Source organism: Nocardioides epinepheli (assembly GCF_037936805.1).
In the GTDB taxonomy this organism is placed as follows: Bacteria; Actinomycetota; Actinomycetes; order Propionibacteriales; family Nocardioidaceae; genus Nocardioides.
Genome location: NZ_JBBMMC010000002.1, coordinates 279,214 through 299,171, shown reverse-complemented (window position 1 = coordinate 299,171; position 19,958 = coordinate 279,214). Strand labels below are relative to the sequence as shown.

General features: G+C 68.5%; 15 protein-coding genes and 1 tRNA gene. 10 read left to right on the top strand and 6 right to left on the bottom strand.

Going from position 1 to position 19,958, the window contains the following annotated elements:
* Positions 1 to 20 precede the first annotated feature (20 nt).
* From WMR31_RS04805 to WMR31_RS04760, 10 genes are all read left to right on the top strand, one after another.
* On the top strand, positions 21 to 485 hold the full coding sequence (locus WMR31_RS04805; protein WP_340537633.1) for a hypothetical protein: 465 nt from the start codon (positions 21 to 23) through the stop codon (positions 483 to 485).
* A 101-nt stretch (positions 486 to 586) separates the two neighbouring features.
* Positions 587 to 1,963 carry a putative type IV secretion/conjugal transfer ATPase gene (locus WMR31_RS04800; protein WP_340537632.1) on the top strand — a complete coding sequence of 459 codons (1,377 nt, stop codon included), beginning with the start codon at positions 587 to 589 and terminating at the stop codon, positions 1,961 to 1,963.
* A 354-nt stretch (positions 1,964 to 2,317) separates the two neighbouring features.
* On the top strand, positions 2,318 to 2,965 hold the full coding sequence (locus WMR31_RS04795; protein ID WP_340537631.1) for a hypothetical protein: 648 nt from the start codon (positions 2,318 to 2,320) through the stop codon (positions 2,963 to 2,965).
* A 22-nt stretch (positions 2,966 to 2,987) separates the two neighbouring features.
* Positions 2,988 to 4,124, top strand: a complete 1,137-nt coding sequence (locus WMR31_RS04790; RefSeq protein WP_340537630.1) for an ArdC-like ssDNA-binding domain-containing protein — start codon at positions 2,988 to 2,990, stop codon at positions 4,122 to 4,124.
* Positions 4,124 to 4,726, top strand: a complete 603-nt coding sequence (locus WMR31_RS04785) for a hypothetical protein (RefSeq protein WP_340537629.1) — start codon at positions 4,124 to 4,126, stop codon at positions 4,724 to 4,726. The genes WMR31_RS04790 and WMR31_RS04785 overlap by 1 nt, the downstream gene beginning before the upstream one ends.
* Positions 4,723 to 6,495, top strand: coding sequence for a type IV secretory system conjugative DNA transfer family protein (locus WMR31_RS04780; protein ID WP_340537628.1), 1,773 nt, complete (start codon positions 4,723 to 4,725; stop codon positions 6,493 to 6,495). The genes WMR31_RS04785 and WMR31_RS04780 overlap by 4 nt, the downstream gene beginning before the upstream one ends.
* Before the next feature lie 101 nt (positions 6,496 to 6,596).
* On the top strand, positions 6,597 to 7,034 hold the full coding sequence (locus tag WMR31_RS04775; protein ID WP_340537627.1) for a single-stranded DNA-binding protein: 438 nt from the start codon (positions 6,597 to 6,599) through the stop codon (positions 7,032 to 7,034).
* A 13-nt stretch (positions 7,035 to 7,047) separates the two neighbouring features.
* Entirely contained in the window at positions 7,048 to 7,605 is a 558-nt protein-coding gene (locus tag WMR31_RS04770) for a hypothetical protein (RefSeq protein WP_340537626.1), read from the top strand.
* Between the two features lie 134 nt (positions 7,606 to 7,739).
* Positions 7,740 to 8,264 (top strand): hypothetical protein, encoded by a 525-nt coding sequence (locus WMR31_RS04765; protein ID WP_340537625.1) that lies wholly within the window; start codon positions 7,740 to 7,742, stop codon positions 8,262 to 8,264.
* A gap of 182 nt (positions 8,265 to 8,446) precedes the next feature.
* Entirely contained in the window at positions 8,447 to 13,330 is a 4,884-nt protein-coding gene (locus WMR31_RS04760; protein WP_340537624.1) for a helicase-like domain-containing protein, read from the top strand.
* Positions 13,331 to 13,371: 41 nt separating this feature from the next.
* Here the strand turns inward: WMR31_RS04760 and WMR31_RS04755 are convergent, their stop codons facing one another.
* The 6 genes from WMR31_RS04755 to WMR31_RS04730 all read right to left on the bottom strand — a co-directional run bounded on the left by WMR31_RS04755 (position 13,372) and on the right by WMR31_RS04730 (position 19,828).
* Positions 13,372 to 14,565: a tyrosine-type recombinase/integrase gene (locus tag WMR31_RS04755; RefSeq protein WP_340537623.1), complete on the bottom strand. Its 1,194-nt coding sequence runs from the start codon at positions 14,563 to 14,565 to the stop codon at positions 13,372 to 13,374.
* 6 nt (positions 14,566 to 14,571) lie between these two features.
* The gene (locus WMR31_RS04750; RefSeq protein WP_340537622.1) at positions 14,572 to 14,799 is read right to left on the bottom strand and encodes a helix-turn-helix transcriptional regulator; all 228 of its coding nucleotides are present in this window, start codon (positions 14,797 to 14,799) and stop codon (positions 14,572 to 14,574) included.
* A gap of 182 nt (positions 14,800 to 14,981) precedes the next feature.
* A tRNA-Met gene (locus WMR31_RS04745) sits at positions 14,982 to 15,055 on the bottom strand.
* A 50-nt stretch (positions 15,056 to 15,105) separates the two neighbouring features.
* On the bottom strand, positions 15,106 to 18,135 hold the full coding sequence (locus WMR31_RS04740) for a UPF0182 family membrane protein (protein ID WP_340537621.1): 3,030 nt from the start codon (positions 18,133 to 18,135) through the stop codon (positions 15,106 to 15,108).
* Positions 18,132 to 18,737 carry a PPA1309 family protein gene (locus tag WMR31_RS04735; protein ID WP_340537620.1) on the bottom strand — a complete coding sequence of 202 codons (606 nt, stop codon included), beginning with the start codon at positions 18,735 to 18,737 and terminating at the stop codon, positions 18,132 to 18,134. The genes WMR31_RS04740 and WMR31_RS04735 overlap by 4 nt, the downstream gene beginning before the upstream one ends.
* A complete protein-coding gene (locus tag WMR31_RS04730) occupies positions 18,734 to 19,828 on the bottom strand; it encodes a YlbL family protein (RefSeq protein ID WP_340537619.1) in 1,095 nt (364 codons plus the stop codon). The genes WMR31_RS04735 and WMR31_RS04730 overlap by 4 nt, the downstream gene beginning before the upstream one ends.
* Positions 19,829 to 19,958 lie beyond the last annotated feature (130 nt).

Here is a 19,958-nt window from a genome sequence, read left to right as displayed (position 1 = left end):
TCGAGATGCAGGAGACGCGGATGCCGACCTTCGAGGATGCCGTTGCTGACGCCGCCGAGGCCCAGCAGGCGATCAGGGGCCTTGCTCACGCGATGCGGGGCATGAGTGATCCGAGTCAGGGCTATCCGGTTCTGGGGTCGCTGACGTGGGGCTTGGCGTCGCTGGAGTTCGCTCTGAGTCAGCTCGCGCGCTTCTATGAGACGACCGCCCAGGAGCAGGCCGCCGTACAAGGCGACCGAGATGCCGGTCGCGCATCCGCCCAGCGGGTGGCCGAGCACCTGCGGGCTTCCAGCGAGTTTGTCGCGCGGGCCGTGGAGTCGGTGACCTACGCCCACAACGCTGACTCCGAGATCACCTACACCCCTCCTTCCGCAGCGCCGCCCGCCCCGCGGCGCACCGCGAGAGCGACCCGACCCAAGCAGGTTGCGCCGCCGACAGCGAGCGCGCCGGTCCGCACGGTTGAGGTGAACGGACCGTGGCTGTGACGGCGCGGGACGGAGAGCGGCTGCACAGCGCTGTCCTGGTTGCTCCGCGCCGAGAGCGGCGCCGTGACCGACGGGCTCGCCGGGCGTCGGCGAAGTCGTTGATGACGGCCGACCGGGAGACCCGCAAGGCCGCAGCCAAGCAGAAGGCCGACGAGTTGGCGGCGGAGCGCCGTGCGACGGTCGTCCTGCCCAAGTCCGGGGAGCCGGGGCCGGCGAGTCTGAGAACGTCGGGACGACTACGACTGCCGCGCCATCAGGACACCTCGGCGACCTGGGGCGGGGCGTATCCGTTCGTCGCCGAGGGCGGGCTCGGGTCGGACGGGGTGTTCGTCGGGCAAGACCTCTACAGCGGTGCGTCGTTCGTCTACGACCCGTGGGTCTTGTACCGCAACGGGCTCATCACCGCCCCGAACGTCGTGGTCGCCGGGATCGTCGGCTCAGGCAAGTCTTCGCTGGCCAAGAGCCTCTACACCCGGTCACTGCCCTTCGGAAGACGGGTCTACGTGGCGGGCGATCCGAAGGGCGAGCACACGGCCGTCGCCCGCGCGATGGGCGGCATGGCGATCGAGCTGGGCCACGGGATGCCCGCGCGACTCAACCCCCTCGACGAGGGATACCGGCCCGTCGGACTCGACGACGTGGAATGGGCAGCCCAGGTCACCTCCCGGCGCCGCGACCTCATCGGCGCCTTGACCGAAACCGTCCTGGACCGCCGCCTGACACCCCTGGAGCACACCGCCGTCGATGTCGCCTTGGCGAGCACCGTCCGTGCTGCTGAGGTCCCCCTGCTCCCGATGGTGGTCGACCGGCTACTGAACCCCGATGCCCATGACGACACCGAGGGCCGGCTCGCCGAGGACGGCCGACTCGTCGGGCACGCGCTGCGTCGCCTCGTCGGCGGGGACCTGGCCGGCCTGTTCGATGGCCCCTCGACCGTGCGGTTCGACCCGACGCTGCCGATGATCTCGCTCGACCTCTCGCGGGTCACCGAGAACGCCACGCTGATCTCGGTGCTGATGACCTGCGCGAGCGCGTGGATGGAGTCCGCGCTGATGGACCCAGCGGGCGGTCAGAGATGGGTCGTCTACGACGAGGCATGGCGGCTTATGTCGCACCCGTCGCTGCTGCGACGGATGGACGCGCACTGGCGGCTGGCGAGGCACTACGGCATCGCCAACATGCTGATCTTCCACAAGCTCACCGACCTCGACACTGTGGGCGACCAAGGTTCGGCGATGCGTGCGCTTGCTGCGTCCCTGCTCGCCAACGCGGAGACCCGCATCATCTACCGCCAAGAGTCCGACCAGTTGGGTGCGACCGCTGATGCGCTCGGCCTGACCGGGACCGAACGGCAACTGCTGCCCACGCTGGGCACCGGTCAGGGTCTGTGGCGGATCAAGGACCGCTCGTTCGTCTGCCAGCATCAGCTCCATCCCGCCGAGTTGGAGTTGTTCGACACCACGGCCCGGATGCGATGAATCCCGACCAGTGCCCTGATCTGCGGGTGCTGTCCTACGGGGGCGGTACGCAGTCGGCGGCCCTTGCTCTCATGTCGGTGGCTGGGCTATTGCCCCGGCTCGATGCCGTCGTGTTCGCCGACACCGAGGGCGAGTTGCCGGAGACCTACGCCTACGCCGAGTACGTCCAGGGCCACTTCGACCGAGCGGGAATCCCGTTCATCCGGGTGTCCGCAGGGTCGCTGGAGGCTGCATTGCTGTCACCTGTGCGAACCACCAGCAAACCCCACACCACCGGCGCACGTCCTCAACCCGGACGGGAGCGCGGGGAAGGTGCTCGGCTATCGCTGCTCCTACGACTTCAAACGCAGGGTCGTGACCCGCGAGGTCAAGCGGCTGGCCAACGAACGGGGCGGCAAGCGTGGTGCATGGAAGCGGATGCTGGTCGAGCAATGGCTCGGGTTCTCCGTCGATGAGATCGCCCGGTGCAAGGAGACGACCGAGTGCCGGTGCGGTCATTCGCGGCTCCGGGCACAGCGCGGCGGAGGCGACGGCCCTGGTGCCGTTGGTGGTCATCGACCGGGCTGTGACCGATGTGACTGTGCGGGATTCGATCCGTGGCAGGTGAACGTCTGGCCGCTCATCAAGGACTTCGGCTTGGCGTTCCGCCGCAGCGACACGATCCGCTGGTTCGCCGACAACGGGCACCCGACGCCTCCCAGGAGCGCGTGTTGGTTCTGCCCGAACTCGCGCAACGCCCGGTGGGCGTCGTTGAAGGACCAGCATCCAGACCTGTGGGATCGCGCCTGCGAGCTCGATGAGCACATCCGCGATGGCGGGGCCTTCAACGCACGCGGAGGCGCAGCGTTCGCCGGCCAGATGTTCCTGCACTCCGCCCGCATCCCCTTGCGCGAGGCCGACCTGCGCTCGGATGCAGAGCGGCAGATCGACGCCGGTCAAGGAACCCTCTTTGACGAGGCCGCGTTGGCGGTCGACTGCATCGGCGGCGCGTGCTTCACCTGACCCTCGCGCGACGGCTCGGGTGGTGCTCGCGCACCTGACGTTCGGAACGAACCGACGGCAGGAGGGCACGATGGCGACGAGGACGCGGCTGACCCGTGCGGAGCAGGATGCGAAGCTGGAGGCCCTGCACGAGCGGCTGACCGAGGCGGTCAGTGGGCTGGTCTCGGGTGAGGACTGGAAGCGAGCGATCGAGTTCGCGGCGAGGTTCCGCTCCCGCTCGTTCAACAACACGCTGTTGATCTACGTCCAGCACTACGCCGCCTTCGAGAATGGCCGCGTCCCTGACCCGATGCCGACCTACGTCGCCGGGTTCAAGCAGTGGCTGAGCATGGGCCGCAGCGTGGTGAAGGGCCAGTCGGGCTATCAGATTCTCGCCCCCGTCACGGCTCGCTTCGCTTCGGCCACTCCCGAGGTGGAGGACTCATGGCGGCGGCTCGGGCGTGGTGAGCGGCCCGCGTGGGGCGAGACCGTTCGGTCCAAGCTGGTCGGCCTGCGTCCCGCCTATGTCTTTGACATCTCCCAGACCGACGGCGACCCGGTGCCCGAGACGAAGCAGCCCACGCTTCTTCAGGGACAAGCCCCGGAGGGGCTGTGGGACGGACTGGCCACTCAGGTCGTCGCGCGCGGTTTCGAGCTGCGGCTGGTCTCCAACGCGCAGGCGATCGGTGGAGCCAACGGTCTGACCGACTACGGGAGCCACGAGGTCTCGGTGCGCACCGACATGGACGACGCCGCCCAGGTCAAGACGCTCGCGCACGAGCTGGGGCATGTGATGCTGCACGGACCTGACAACACCGACGCGGTGATGCACCGGGGCATCGCCGAGGTTGAGGCCGAGTCGGTCGCCCTGATGGTCGGTGCCGCTCACGGGCTGGCAACCGATGACTACACCATCCCCTACGTCGCATCGTGGGCCTCCAGTGTGCCCGGCAAGACTCCGGTCGAAGTCGTGCAATCGACGGCTGAGCGGGTGCGTGGCACGGCGGTGAAGATCCTCGACCAGCTTGAGACGTCCAAGGTCGGCGACGGCACACCACCGGGCTTGGACCGGGACGCACTCGCACAGGCACGCAGCACCGGCCGCCGGGCTCCCGGCGTGAGCACAAGCTCGGAAGTCCGGTCGCCCAGCAAGGCGACGGTTGAAGCGGTGGCACTGTGATGAGCCGCCGCACTCGCGTCGCTGCCGAGGATCGTGTCCACAAGGCACATGAGGCCGACCGGGTGCCGGTGGTCCTCCCACTCCTGTCCATCACCATCGGCGATGCGGGCACGGCCACCGAGGCCGGTGGCGGTCGCTTGGACGTGACGCTCAACGGTGAGCCGCACCCCGTTCCGGCTGGCGCGGGCGAGGGTCGCTCAGCGCTCGGACCGCTCATCGAGCAGGTCACCACTGACCTGGGGTGCCCGGTGCGAATCGAGGTCCGTGAGGTCGACGGATCAGTGTTCACCGAGATCGTGAAGCCACCCCCACCGCAGACGCCGGGGCCGGCACCGGTCCTGGTGGCAGCCGAACCACCCTCCGCCGCGTGGACATCAGTCGAGCCGAGCGCGGTCGAGTACGGCCGACTGGAGGTCGGCGGCAGCGGGTTCGCTCCCGATGAGCAGGTTGCGGTCGCGGTGGTGGTGGCCCACCAGACCGCTGGCCCCGATGGATGTGCTCGGCTGCGGCTTCCTGCCGCGCTGTTGGCATCACGGCCGGGAACGGTCGTCCTGCTGGGTCGCGCTTCCGGGTTCGTCGCTGTCAGTGGGAGCCGGGCGTGAACCCGCGCGTTCGCTCGAGTCGAGGGGTCGACGACGAGCTGGTCAACCTCGGCCTGATCCTGGTCGCCTCCGCTGCGGCGCTCGCGGCGGTGCTCTGGCTTGCCGGGGTCCTGGCCGCCTTCGTGACCGGGAACCCGCTCCCGGCCGGCGGCATCGCTGCCGGGTTCGGTGTCCTGACCCATGCTGGTGCTCCGGGTGTGGCGCTTGGCGTGCCCGGTCTGTCGTTCGGGGTCTACTGGCCTGTCGTCGCGCTCTTGCTGGCCGTGGTTGCCGGGGCGGCATGGGGTGGATGGCGGCTGGTCTCGGGGTCGAGGCAGAAGTCGTCGCGTGACCCACGCCGACTGGCGGGTGTCGCCACTGTCCGTGACGTCGCCAGCGCCGCGGCGGAGAAGGCGCTGCTGAAGCGGGCCAGCACCCTGCGGCCGTCGCTGGCGAAGCCGTCAGCGGCCGACGTCGGCTACCTGCTGGGCCGGTCGCGTGGCAGGGGCGTGTGGGCTTCGGTGGAGGACTCGATCCTGCTTCTGGGGCCGCCGCGTTCCGGCAAGGGGCTGCATGTCGTCATCAACGCGATCTTGGATGCTCCCGGTGCGGTGGTCACCACCGCGACCAGGCCGGACAACACCGCCGCCACCATCACCGCTCGCCAGCGCAAGGGACCCGTGGCGGTCTTCGACCCGCAGCGCCTCGCGGACGGTCTGCCTTCGGGGTTGCGCTGGTCGCCGGTGCGTGGGTGTGAGGACCCGCTGACGGCGATGATCCGGGCCACGGGACTCGCCTCGGCCACGGGGCTGACCTCGGGCGGGGTGGAGTCCGGTGGATTCTGGGAGGGCAAGACCCGTACCGCGTTGCAGGCGCTGCTTCATGCTGCCGCGTTGGACCAGCGCAGTCCTCGGGAGTTGTTCGGCTGGACGCTCTCGCCGTCGTCGGCAGCCGACGCGGTAGCGGTGTTGTCGAGCCACCCCAGCGCAGCTCCCGGGTGGGCGGACTCGCTGGAGTCGATGATCCACGCCGACCCCCGGACGAGGGACTCGATCTGGATGGGAGTCTCGCTCGCGTTGTCGTGCCTGGCCGATCCCCGGGTCCTCGACGCGGTAACACCGAAGCCGGGTGAGGAGTTCGACCCGACCGAGTTCCTGACCTACAACGGAACGCTCTACCTGCTGGCGACCGGTGCCGGTGCTGGTGCGTCGTGGCCGCTCGTGGCGGCTTTCATCGAAGACCTGGTGGAGACCGCACGCCATCTGGCCGCGAGCTCACCGGGCGCCCGTCTCGACCCGCCGCTGCTGCTTGCTCTCGACGAGATCGGCAACCTCTCACCCCTGCCGTCCCTGCCGGTGTTGATGGCCGAAGGCGGCGGGACCGGGATCACCACCATGCCGGTTCTCCAGTCGCTGTCCCAGGCACGCGACAAATGGGGAGACCACGCTGCCGGGGCGATCTGGGACGCCTCCATCGTGAAGGTGATCCTCGGCGGAACCGCATCGGCACGCGACCTGCAAGACCTCTCCGCCCTCATCGGCGAGCGTGACGAGCACACCGACACGATCTCAGTGGGCGACTACGGCTCACGCTCCCTGCAACGCTCCACCCGGCGCGTGCCGGTCATGCCACCGGAGACCATCCGCACGCTGCCGTTCGGCACCGGGCTGGTCCTGCTTCGCTCGGCTCCGCCGCTGGTCACCGACCTGCGCCCGTGGACCACCCGCCCTGACGCCACCTCACTGCGTACTGAGCGCAGCAGCGTAGAGGAGTCCCTGCGCCGACGCTGACCCGGCGTTGGCGCCGGATGACAACGACGGGTGTTGGCGCGCACCTACCTGCCGAGAGCGGCCACCGGCCCGGCGGCCCCGAACAGCAGGGAGTAGCAGTCATGAGCATCCCCACCCAGATGAGCCTCTCGGGGTTCGTCGCCACCGACCCCCAGCTCACCCACACCCGCGATGACGTCGCTCGGTGCTACATGCGCATCGGGGTCGAGCACGCGCGCAAGGAGACCGACGGGACCTTCACCCCGCTCGAGCCCAGCTACCACGACCTCGTGATCTACGGGGCCAGCGCCGTGCGAGCGAACTCCCGGTTCCGCAAGGGCGACAGCTTCGTCGCCTCGGGCTACATCCACGAGTACGAGGTCGAGCGCAGCGGCAAGGCCGTGCCCCGCGAGGAGTTCGTCGCCCGCCGCATCGGTCACGACACCGCCCGCACCCGCTACTCCGTCGACCGGCCCGCCGCGCAGCGGGCCGAGGTGGACGAGCCAAGCCCGAGCGCCCGCCCCACGGCACTGGGCACCAGCCAGGCCATCGGCCTCTGAGACGGGCGACCCGATGACATCGTTCTTCGACACGGCTCCGCCGAGCGACGAGCCCGAGCCTGACGTTGACGGCCACGAGGAGCAGCTTCGGCCCCTCAACTGGAACGCTCTGACCGCCGAGGAGGCCCGGCCCGAGTGGCTGAGCCTCAACAACTGGGTGGAGTGGCTGCGCAAGGCGTACGGCCTCCCGCCAGCGGTGGTGCCTCCGTTCTGGCACCGCCACGACGAGCTGATCTGGGAACTGTCGGCGCTCCACCTGCACTGGTTGTCCTGCTACGACGCGGACTCGTCTGCGTCCATGCCGCTGACCTGGCACAAGGACTTCGCCGAAACACGCGCACGCCTGCGCGAGTGGGTCTCAACGTGCGGCACGCGGCTGGACCATGACCGTCCCACCCGCCAGACGACCTGGCCGGGTGAGTCTCTGCCTGCGCCGGCACCAGAGCGGGAGATCGAGAACCGTGCCGAGGACTTCGTGCAGTTCGTCAACGACGACCTCCAACAGCGCCGTCTGGCCGAGGAACGATTCCACGCTCGGGTCGCGGGACCGGCACGCAACGAAGGCGAATAGGTGAAGGGCGATGGGGCGCGGACGGACGCGATACGACGCCGAGGGCCAACTGACACTCGACTTGTGGGGCGAGGAATCACACGCCGAGGAACCGGTCCCGCAGCTCGTCGAGCAGAAGGAAGTCGAGGCAGCCGATGAACAAGTACGCGCGACTGGCGATGAGTCACTGGCAGCGCTGCTCCCCGAGGAGGGTGAGGGCGTTGGAGGACCCGACGGCGTTCTTCACCGACCTGGGCGAGGAAGTGCAGGGGCAGGTGAGCGATCTGGCGCGCCTGTTGGCTGGACCGGACCCGGCGAGGGAGACTTACCGGGAGAAGGTCGCCCGACTCCAGGCAGCGACCCGGACCGCAGAGGAGGTCGTGATGGCGCAACTGGTGTGGACACCAGCCCCGGAGTTGACCTTGGCCGAGGCCCGGGAGGAGTGGGAGGAGACCCGTCCGACCGACGAGGCGCTGATCTCCTGGGCGGAGCGGATTCAGGACTGCCCGGACCTGATGGGTTCGACAGCGGAGCTGGAGGACAAGGCCAGGACCTGGGCGGTGACGCCGGAGTTCTTGACCTCTTTGGTGGAGGCACCGATTCCCCGGAAGTTCCTCGCCGAGAACCAGGCGACGATGGCCGAGGCAGCCACGCTCCGGTTCCTGCGCGAAGTCCGCTAGACCCCACCCCTGCGCCGAGCTTCGTCCCGGCCAGTCAGGACGACCTCGCACCGTCGGGCGCGAAGGCCCGCTATGCCGCGAACATCGAGGCCATCCGTCTCCTGCGGGTGCTGACTGACGAGCAGCGGCCTGCGACGGCCCAGGAACAGCAAGCGCTCGCCCGCTGGTCGAGCTGGGGCGCGGTGGCCGATGTGTTCGACCCCAGCAAGGGCAACTGGACCGCCCAGCACACCGAGCTGCGCGGCCTGCTCACCGACGAGGAGTGGACGGCGGCGGAGCGCACCACGCTCAACGCGCACTACACCGACCCGTTGGTGGTGCGCCAGATGTGGCGGGCACTCGGCTCACTCGGCTTCACTACCGGCAGCGTGTTGGAACCCGGCAGTGGCGCGGGAACCTTTATCGGCATGGCCCCGGCCGGAGCACGGGTGACCGGGGTCGAGCTGGACCCGCTGACCGCCGCGATCAGCCGTGCGCTCTACCCACACGCCCAGGTGCGCACCGAGTCGTTCGCCGATACCCGCATCCGCACGGGAACCTTCGATGCCGCGATCGGCAACGTCCCCTTCTCGGACGTGAAGCTCCACGACCCGGTTCACAACCCAGGCCACGGTGCCGGTCGGCACAGTATGCACAACCACTTCATCGTCAAGTCGCTCGCCTTGACCCGCCCGGGTGGGTTGGTCGCCGTGCTGACCAGTCACTACACGATGGACTCCCAGAACCCCGGCGCCCGGCGTGCGATGGCGGAGATGGCCGACCTGCTCGGCGCGGTCCGGCTGCCCAACGGCGCGTTCCAGCGTGCCGCCGGGACCACGGTGCTGACCGACCTGCTGCTGTTCCGTCGCCGGCTGCCCGGCGAGCCGGTCCGTTCCCCTGAGTGGGAGAACGTGATCCCGGTCGAGATCGACGGCCCCGGTGGTAGGGACGAGATCAAGATCAACACCTACTTCGACACCCACCCCGACCACATGCTCGGCGAAGTGAGCACCGGGACCAGCACCTATGGCGTCCCGATGCTGCGTGTCACCGGGAACCTTGACGGGTTGGAGGACGACCTCGCCCAGGCGCTCGACCAGATCACGTTCACGGCCCGCCGCAACGACCTGACCATGACCGCCGCCGAACCCGCAGCCGGGATGAGAGGTCCGGGCCACCCCGTGACCGGTGCAGTTGCGGCGGAAGACCTGTGGGCGGGAAGCCTCGTCGCCCAACCCGACGGCACGTTCGCCACGGTCACGGACGGTCTCTTGGAGCCGGTCAAGGTGCCCAAGAACGCCGCCAGTGAGATGCGTGCCCTGCTGGAACTGCGCGATCAAGCCTCCCACCTGCTGACGCTGGAAGGCGCGACCGCTGAGGACACTGAGGAGATCACCGCCGCGCGGGCCACGCTGAGCCGCGACTACCGCAAGTACGTCGGCCGGTGGGGACCGATCAACAGGTTCACGCTGCGCCGGACCGGACGGATGGACGAGAACGGCGAGGACACCTACGCCCGGATCGTGCCGCCAGCGATCCGGCTGTTGCGAACCGACCCGTTCGGCGCGCTCGTGCTCGCACTGGAGCAGTTCGACGACGTGGAGCAGGTCGCCACCCCAGCAGCGATCATGAGTCGTCGGGTCGTAGCACCACGTCCCGAGATCCAGGGCGTCGACACCCCGGCGGACGCAATCGCGGTCAGCCTCGACAAGACCGGAGGTGTCGACCTGCCGATGATCTCCGACCTCCTCGGCCTGGACGAGAACGAGGCCCGTGAGGCATTGGCCGGGCTGGTCTTCACCGACCCCGACACCAAGACGCTGGTCCATGCACCGGAGTACCTCTCCGGGGATGTCCGAACCAAGCTCGACCAAGCCCGCACCACCGCGAAGGAGCAACCGGAGTTCGGGGTCAACGTGGCCGCGCTGGAGGCGGTGATGCCGCCCACGCTGGGTGCAGACGAGATCACCGCGAAGCTCGGGGCGGTGTGGATCAGCGCCGAGGTCCACCAGGCGTTCCTCAACGAGCTTCTGCGGGCCGAGGACGTGAAGGTGGAGAACCCGCTGCCGGGCATGTGGGAGGTCCGTGGCGGCCGCGGTGGCCTGCTCGCCACAAGCGAGTGGGGCACCGTCCGTCGTCCCGCCCCCGACCTCGCCCAAGCGGTCATGGAGCAGCGGGCCGTGCTGGTCCACGACGAGTTCGAGGACATCGACGGACGCAAGCGGCGGGTCCTGAACCCGGTCGAGACAACGGCCGCGCAGGAGAAGGCTGACGCGCTCTCCGAGCGGTTCGCCGAGTGGGTGTGGGAGGAGCCGGAACGCGCACGCGGGCTGGTCACCGAATACAACCGGCGGTTCAACTCCATCGTGCTGCGCGACTACACCGACGCCGGGAACTACCTGACCCTGCCCGGCGTGGCCGAGGGGTTCACCCCGCGCCAGCACCAACGCGCCGCGGTCGCACGGATGATCGCCGAACCCTCGGCCGGCCTGTTCCACGAAGTCGGGGCAGGTAAGACCGCAGAGATGATCATCGGCGTCTCGGAGATGAGGCGCATGGGCCTGGTGAACAAGCCGGTCATCGTGGTGCCCAATCACATGCTGGAGCAGTTCTCCCGCGAGTGGTTGCAGATCTACCCCCAAGCCCGGGTGCTGGCAGCATCGTCGTCAGACGTGTCGGCGGAGAAGCGCCGCGAGTTCGTCGCCAAGGCAGCGGCCAACGATTGGGACGGCATCATCCTGACCCAGACCGCGTTCGCCAAGGTCCCGCTACGTCAGTCCACCCAGGACGACTACGTGCGCGCCCAGGTCGACCACCTCCGTTCGGTGCTGGACAACGCCGAGGCCGGGCAGGCGATGACGGTCAAGCGCATCCAGCGCAAGCTGCTCCAGACCGAGAGCAAGATCGAGTCCCGCATCGACACCAGCCGCGACGACGGCGTGTGCTTCGAGGACACCGGCATCGACTACCTCTGTGTCGACGAGCTGCACCTCTACAAGAACCTCGCCACCGACTCCAACATCCGCGACGCCGCCATCGACGGCTCGGCTCGTGCCGCCGACCTGCACATGAAGCTGGAGTACCTGCGCGCCTCCGGGCGCTCACGGGTGGTCACCGGCGCAACCGCCACCCCGATCGCCAACAGCGTGACCGAGGCGTTCGTGATGCAGCGCTACCTGCGCCCCGACCTACTCGACGCCGCAGGCATCGGCTCATTCGATGCCTGGGCCGCAACCTTCGGGCAGACCGTCACCCAGATGGAGATGTCACCCACCGGCGCCTTCCGGCTCAAGACAAGGTTCGCCAAGTTCCAGAACGTCCCCGAGATGCTGCGAATGTGGTCGGTCTTTGCCGACGTGAAGACCGCCGCCGACCTCGACCTGCCCATCCCCACCCTCGCAGAACGAGACGACGGCCAGCGCGCCGCCGCGACAGTCCCGGTCGAGCCAACCGCCGAACTCGAGCGATTCGTGGAACAGCTCGGCGAACGGGCCGAGGCCGTGGCGAACAAGGCAGTCCGTCCCGAAGAAGACAACATGCTCACCATCTCCACCGACGGCCGCAAAGCCGCCCTCGACATTCGCATGGTGCTGCCCAACCGTCCCTCCGGCCCCACCAAGGTCGACGTCGCCGCCGACGCCATCACCGCCGTGTGGGAACGCACCCGCGACAACGAGTACCTCGACCCACTGACCGGACAGCCCTCGCCGATCAAGGGGGCACTCCAGTTGGTGTTCTGCGACATCGGCACCCCCAACCCCGACAAGTGGAACGCCTACGACGAGCTCGCCCTGCAACTCAACGAACGCGGCGTCCCCGGCGACCGCATCCGATTCATGCACGAGGCCAGCAACGACGGCGAGAAGGCACGGCTTTTCGCCCAAGCCCGCGCTGGGCACATCTCCGTGCTCATCGGCTCGACCGAGAAGATGGGAGTCGGGACCAACGTCCAAGCCCGCGCGGTCGCGCTATGGCACATGGACTGCCCCTGGCGGCCAGCCGACCTCGCCCAGCGCGACGGACGCATCCTGCGGCAAGGCAACCAGAATGAGGAGATCGCCATCGTCCGGTTCGTCACCGAGCGGTCCTTCGACGCCTTCATGTGGCAGACCATCGAACGCAAGGCCACCTTCATCGCCCAGGTCATGCGCGGCCGGATCGACTCCCGCGAGATCGACGAGATCGACCCCGGCGCACTCTCAGCCGCCGAAGCCAAAGCACTCAGCTCCGGCAACCCACTGCTGCTGGAGCACTCCACCCTGACCAGCGAAGTCACCAAGCTCCGACGTCTGCAACGCGCCCACGAGCGCAACCAGAACATGCTCACCCACACCGAACGTCGCGCCGACGAGGAGATCGCACGGTTCACCGAGCACATCGCCGCCCTCGAAGCAGCCGTACCGCTGGTCACCGACACCAGCGGCGACCGATTCCGCATCACCCTCGACGGTCGTAGCTACACCTCCCGAGCCGACGCCGCCCACGCCCTCGACCGCTGGATGCAGGCCAACCGGCTTCAGTGGATGCCCACCTACCGAGGCCAGGAGTACGGCGTCATCGGCAAGATCAGCGGCTTCGACATCGAAGTCAGGACCAGCCCCGGCATGGGCATCCTCAACGTCACCACCAGCCTCGCCGGAGTCCCGCGATCGTCGTTCACGCTCACCCAGCGCGAGTTCCTGGCCGGCGGAGTGGGCCTCGTCCAGCGCATCGAGAACCGCGTCTCGGCCATCCCCACCCTGCTCACCCACGTCCACGAAGACCTCGACAAAGCCGAACGGTCCAAGGCAGAAGCAGCCCAACGCATCGGCCAGCCCTTCAAACACAGCCAAGCCCTCGACCAAGCCGAAAAGCAGCTCGCCACCGTCGAGACCGCGTTGGCCGCGATGCAGGAAGAGCGCCGCGAGACGCCCGCGACCTCAGCGCCGGCTCAACCCTCGGTGCCGGTGACCGTCCAGTCGCTCCGCGATCACGTCCCCGCGAACAAGCGCGTCATGCCGCGCACCCACGCCGAACGCGAGGCCGAAAGTCGTTCCTTGAAGACTCCGCGCCAGAGCGAGCCTGCGTACGAGCCGCCCAGCCTGTGACAAGGAGGAGCGCAACGGCTCGTCTTACCCAATCTCACTGCTCATGGCTCGTCCCTATTCTGCGGGGCGAGCACTTCCAGGATGTCGGCGGTGACTGGATCAACCTGCTCGTCAGGCTGAATGTAGTGCTCCTTGGTGATCTTCGACGACGTATGCCCGAGCATCTCGGCTGCGAGATCGGGACCGCTGGCCCGATCGAGGAATGTGGCGACCGTGCGGCGGAAGGAGTGCGGAGTCACGCCCTGGATCTCGACCTCCTCCAACACCGCCCGCAGGCGACGGCGGACGTTGTTGGTGGTGAGTGGAGTGTGGTTCCGGCTGAAGAAGATCAGGTGCTCCGGCCCCTCGTCCGAGACCACGACCAGCCGCTGACGGAGCACCTCGGCAACGAAGGGCGGCACGGAGACGGTCCGCGTCGACTTCAGCGTCTTGGGGTGGTGTTGGCGATGGGTAGGTTTGCCCTTCGGGGACACGATGGTTCCGCAGATGCGGACCGTGGCCGGGGAGACCGTGACATCAACGTCGCACTTGCGGATCGCGAGTGCCTCGCCGATGCGAGCCGAGGTACCGAGCATGACCTCGATGATCTGCTCCAACTGGCCGTCCGGTGGCGGGCCGGAGAAGCCCGCACCACGACGCCAACTGCGCGCCGCCGTTCGGATCACTTCGATTTGCTCGACGGTGAGCGCCTGGGCTTGCGACGGCGGCTTCCGCAACCGGACGGTGTCGCGGACCGGGTTGCGCGGGATCGCGTCGTATCGAACCGCCAGCCCGAACGCGAGGCTCAAGACCGTGCGGGCCTGCTTTGCGGTGCTGTAACTCTTGGTCGACGCCAGCGTCTTGATGAACTGGTCGACCCTGCGCACAGTGATCTCACGCAGCGTGTAGTTGGCGAAGGCCGGCATGACCAGCTTCTCCATGTTGCGCTCGTAGAGGTCGCGAGTGGACTGCGCGAGCTTGCCTTCCAGGTCGAGGTCGGCGAGCCAGACGTCGACGAGGTGCCGAAACGAGCTACTTCCCGACAACTCCCCCTGTCCGACACTCTGCTCGGCCCGCTCGGCGAGCAGCTCCTTCAGCTTGCGGGCTGCCGCCTGCTGCGTCGCCGCCGTAGTCTGAACGCGCCGGAGCTGGCCGTCGTGGTCACGGAACCGAGCGAAGGCGCGGAAGCGTCCACCGGGTGCCTTCTCGTAGTAGATCTCGCCGAACGTGCCGATCGGGGTGCGGGGCCTAGGCATGGCTCATCACCGTCCATCGCGTCCGCGACCCGGCTCGACCTCGCGCTGTTCGGCCAGCCAGCCGAGAACGTCGCTCACCGCGAAGCGGACTCGTCCGCCCACGCGGATCGCGCAGGGACCCTTGCCATCGGTACGCCAGTCTCGGATGGTCGTGACCGGCACGTCGAGGTACTCGGCAAGAGCCTCGATGGTCAGCAGCGGCTCCAGGCCGCTCAGGTTGGTGTTCGTGTCCATGACCAGTAGGTGCGCCGGCCGTTCCGCGCGCCTCCGTGGCACTCCATGACATCCCATGCCGTTCCCCGCGCTGGGGCTCCGGGAGGGCTCCTCGGCCGAGTTTCTGGCCGGTTCCTGGCTGTCTGATCAAATCTCAAATGCTTTCAGGCTCGGAGATCCACGATCTCCGAGCCTGAAATTCGTAGCGGGGGCAGGATTTGAACCTGCGACCTCTGGGTTATGAGCCCAGCGAGCTACCGAGCTGCTCCACCCCGCGTCGGTGAACAGAACGTTACCGGGTGGGGGTGAGCTACTCAAATCGGGGGGTCAGCCACTGCTCCCGGAGTCCGCCGAGGGCGTGGTCTGGCCGTCGGTCGGCGCATCGGTGGCGCCGTCGCCGCCGGCCTCCTTGTCTTTGATCTGCTGGCGGATCTTCACGACCTCCTCAAGGGCAGCCTGGGCCTCGTCGACGTGGTCGGCGTAGGCGCCGAGGTCGCCGTCGGCGAGCGACTTCTCGGCGGCGTCGAAGGCAGTTTGGGCCTTGGCGAGAGCGGCGTCGAGCTGTTGCTGGAGGCTTCCGGTCGTCCCGCCCTCCGGTGGTGGCGTGGTGTCCGGCGGTGGCGTGGTGTCGGGTGGCGGGGTGGTGCCGCCGAAGGCGTTGTTCAGCGCGGCCTGGAAGGTGTCGCCGATGCCGATGTCGTTGCCGTACTTCACCAGCACCCGGCGTAGCTCGGGATAGCTGGCGCCGGAGGACTGCCGCGACACGTAGACCGGCTGGACGTACATCAGGCCGTTGCCGACGGGGAGCGTGAGCAGGTTGCCGTAGTCGATCTTCGACTCACCGAGGGTGAAGTCTCGTAGGGCATCGCGGACCCGGCTGTCGGACTGGAACTCGTTGGCGACCTGCCCGGGTCCCTTGGCCTGCTCCTCGCCCTCGGTCTCCTGGTCGGCCCCGACGATCTCCTGCACCTTGAAGGTGCCGTAGGCCTCCGGGTCGGTGCCGTCGGAGTCGACGGCCACGAACGAGGCGAGGTTGTTGCGCCCGTAGGGCACGTAGACCGAGCTCAGCGAGTAGCGCTGGGTGTCGCCGTCCTGCACGAACACCCGGTACGGCGCCTGGTAGGTGTCCTTCTGCGGGTCGGACGGCACCTGCCAGCGGTCGTTGTTCTGGTACCAGTCGCTGGCGTTCTCCACGTGGTAGCGCGCGTACTGATAGCGCTGCACCTTGAACAGATCAGTCGGGTAGCGCACGTGCTCGAGCAACTGCTCCGACATCTCCGAACGGTCGAGCACCGTGCCCGGGAACGCCGAGCGCCAGGCCTGGAGCATCGGGTCCTCCTCGTCCCAGGCGTAGAGCTTCACGGTGCCGTCGTAGGCGTCGACGGTCGCCTTCACGGCGTTGCGCATGTAGTTGATCTCGTCGGTCGGCAGCGTCTGGAGGGCGTTGTCGACCTGGAGCGCGTCGCGGGTCATCGTCTCGAAGGAGGCTCGCTGCGAGTTCGGGAACCGGTCGGTCGTGGTGTAGCCGTCCAGGATCCACTGGATGCGGCCGTCGATCACGGCCGGGTAGGCGTCGCTGTCGACGGTGAGCCAGGGTGCGACCTTCTCCACCCGCTCGCGCGGCTCGCGCACGAACAGCACCTGGGAGTTCTCGTTGACCCGCCCCGAGAGGAGGAAGTTCGGCTCGCCGAACTTGATCGCGAACATCAGCTGGTTGAACGTGCTGCCGACCGAGGCGTCGCCCTGGCCCTCGTAGGTGGTCAGGTCGCCGAGGTCGGAGCCCGGCGTCGGCAGGTTCAGCTCCACGTTCGTGTCGGAGCCGTCGGGCTGGCCGACCACGGAGTAGTCGGGGCTCAGCTCGCCGTAGTAGACCCGGCTCTCGAAGTCGCCGACGGCGTTGGACAGGTCGTCCTCGCCGGCGTTGATGCCCTGGGCCCACTCCAGGCGGCCCGAGGAACTGTTCTCCTGGTCGCCGGAGGTGTCGGTCTGGATGCTGTTCTGGGCGTCGCGCTGGTTGGCGTAGGCGGCGATGATCCCGTTGCCGTGGGTGTAGACGGTGTGGAGGTTCGACCAGTTGCGGGCGTCCTCGCTCAGCTTGGACTGGTCGAGCTCGCGGACGCCGAGCACCAGGGCACGGTCATTGCCCTCGATCTCGTAGCGGTCGACGTCGAGCACGTCGGGCACCGAGTAGTAGGCACGCTCCTGCTGGATGTTCTCGAAGGCCGAGGACACCAGGGAGGGGTCGACCAGCGGCACCGAGCTCAGCAGCGTCTGGTAGGCCGCGGGGTTCTCCAAGGAAGTGGCGGGGGTGTACGGCGTGGTCTCCACTCCCCCGAGGTCGTAGGCGTCGCGCGTGGCCTCGATGTTGCGCTTGATGTAGGGCTCTTCCTTGTCGGCCTCGGACGGCTTGACCTGGAACTGCTGCACCGCGGCCGGGAAGATCATCCCGATCAGCACCGCCGAGAGGGCCAGCAGCGCGAGCCCGATCGAGGGCAGCTGCCAGGTGCGGCGCCACACGTTGAGGAAGAAGAGCACCGCGCAGATCACCGCGACGACCATGAGGATGTTCTTCGCCGGCAGCACCGCCTTGTCGGCGGTGTAGTTCATGCCGGTGAACAGGTTGTTCTTCTGGGTGACCAGGTCGAACCGGTCGAGGTAGTAGTCGATGCCCTTGGCGAGCACGAACAGGCCGAGCAGGATCGAGAGCTGCGCCTGGGCCGGCCCGGAGAACCGGTCGTGGGAGGCCTGGAGCCGGATGCCGCCGTACAGGTAGTGGGTGACCAGCGCGGCGATGATCGAGAGCACGACGGTCGCCATCGCGAAGTCGACCACGAAGTGCCACCAGGGCAGGTCGAAGAGGTAGAAGCCGATGCTCTTGTCGAAGTAGGGGTCCTTGGCCTTGACGTCGGGGGCATTGCGCCACAGCAGGAAGGTGCGCCAGTGGCTCATGCCGGAGGCACCGGCAAAGGCCCCGACCAGGATGCCGATGCCCACCACCAGCCAGGTGCGGATGGGCGTGACGGCGTCGCGATAGCGGTCGAGGTTCGACTGCTCGCGCGAGGTCGGCCGGAACAGCGGACGGAACCGGTAGGCGAGGAACACGTTGAGGACCACGGCGCCGCCGAGCAGCAGGCCGAACACCACGAACAGCCCGACCCGGGTCCACAGCAGGGTGTTGAACACCCCGCCGTAGCCGGCCGACTGGTACCACAGGCGGTCGGTGTAGATGGAGGCGAAGCCGGTGAGCGCGAAGAGCGCAACCACGATGACGCCGGCGGTGATCAGCAGGGCACGCGAGCGTCCCGGGCGGCTCCGGGCTGGGGTCGCCCGAGGGTCGTCGTCGAACAGGTCACTCACGGGTTCTCCTCCAGCGGCCGGTCGGCCGTCTCATCTGGCTCGTCAAGGGTGGCGCGAAGCAGGTCGAGCAGGCCCGGCACCAGGTCGACGCCGCCGACCACCGAGGTGTCGTCGTCGTGGGCGCGGAGCCGCAGCGCGCAGTAGGTGGACCCCGAGCGGGTCGCGCCGGCGACGATGCGCACCTCCTGGCGGTCGGGGTGGTCGCGGGCGATCTCCTGGGCGCGCGCCGGATCGTCGGGGAGGTCCTCGTCGGCGCCTGGCGGCAGCACCAGCCGCTCCACCATCGCCGCGACACCCGCCACGCCGGCCGGCCACTCGATCGACTCCAAGACGGTCTCGAGCGGGACGGCGGGGTCGAGCTGGTCCTGCTCGACGGCGGTGAGCGACCCGCGCTCGGCGGCGGCGTCCAGACCCATCGCGGCTGCCAGCCCCGGCTCGTGCGCGATCAGCTCGGCGGTATCGACCAGGGCGTAGAGCCGGGACGGCTGGTCCCAACCGCCCTCGGCCAGGTGCGCCTCGATCTCCAGGACGGCGCTGGCGAGCGCCGGATCGGCGTCGAGGTCTCCCCATCGGGGATCGCCGGTGAAGGTCTCCTCGGTCATCGGCCCGCCTCCGCCAGGATCTTGGCGGCGTCCTTGCACGAGGGCAGGGGTGCCTCGGCGTCGTCGGCGAAGGCCTCGATGCCCACGCGGGCGTCGTGCATGGTCTGGACCATCATCAGTCGCATGTCTCCGGGGTCGGCCCCAAGAGCCGACTCGCAGTTGTCGATCGGGACGAGGAACAGGTCGGCACCCTCGTCGCGCGCGCCGGCGATCTTCTGCTGGATCCCGCCGATGGGACCCACCGCCCCGTTGGGGAAGATCTCGCCGGTGCCCGCGATGTCGTGGCCGCCGGTGAGCGATCCCGGCGTCAGGGTGTCGTAGACGGCGAGGGAGAAGATGAGGCCGGCGCTTGGTCCGCCGATCTCCTCGGGCACGTTGATCTTCACGGTGAAGGGGAACTCGTACTCCGAGATGTCGGGCGTGATGCCGATCTTGGGGGCCCCGTCGCGCTCGACGGGGGTCACCTCGAACCGCATCGGCTTGCCCTCACGGGTGATCTCGATCGCGAGCGGCTTGGTCGTTCCGGACTTCTCGATGACGTCGACGAGCTGGCTCGCGCTCTCGATCGCGGTGTCGTCGATCGTGGTGATGACGTCACCGACCTCGAGCCCGGCCTTCTCTGCCGGCAGGCCGGGGGTCAGGTCGGTGATCGCGATCACCTGCGGCACGTCGATCCCGAGCTCCTCCATCGCGACGTCGATCGCGCTGTCCTGCGAGGTGGCCATCTGCAGCTGGCCGGCCTGCTTGTTGCCCTCGACGGTGTCGGTGGGAGCGTGCACGGCGTCGTAGGGAAGCACAGCGTTGTCGCCGTCGACCCAGGTGCCGAGGAGCGCGGTGAGGCTGATGCCGCGCTGGTCGGGCGACTGCGCCGGGGAGACCCGGACGGTGGTCATCCGCAGCTCGCCGTCGTCGCGATACGACTCGTGGCCCTCGATCTCGATGACCGGAGTGTCGTCGTCGGTCTTGCCGAGGATGTCGACCGTGCCACCGGGCTGATAGGTGGCGTACGGCAGCCGCGCCAGCGAGGCGAACAGCAGCAGCCCGAGGACCGCGGGCACGGCGAGGCACGCGGCGATCAGGCGCTGGCTCATGACCCACAGCCTCTCATCTGCGACCAACTCGCGACTCATGCGGTACGGGGAGTCCTGGAGGGCGATCGCCCGGTTGGTGCGGGCCTGCTCGCCGGTGCGGCCGGCCGCACGGACCGGAGGGCTCTTCCTC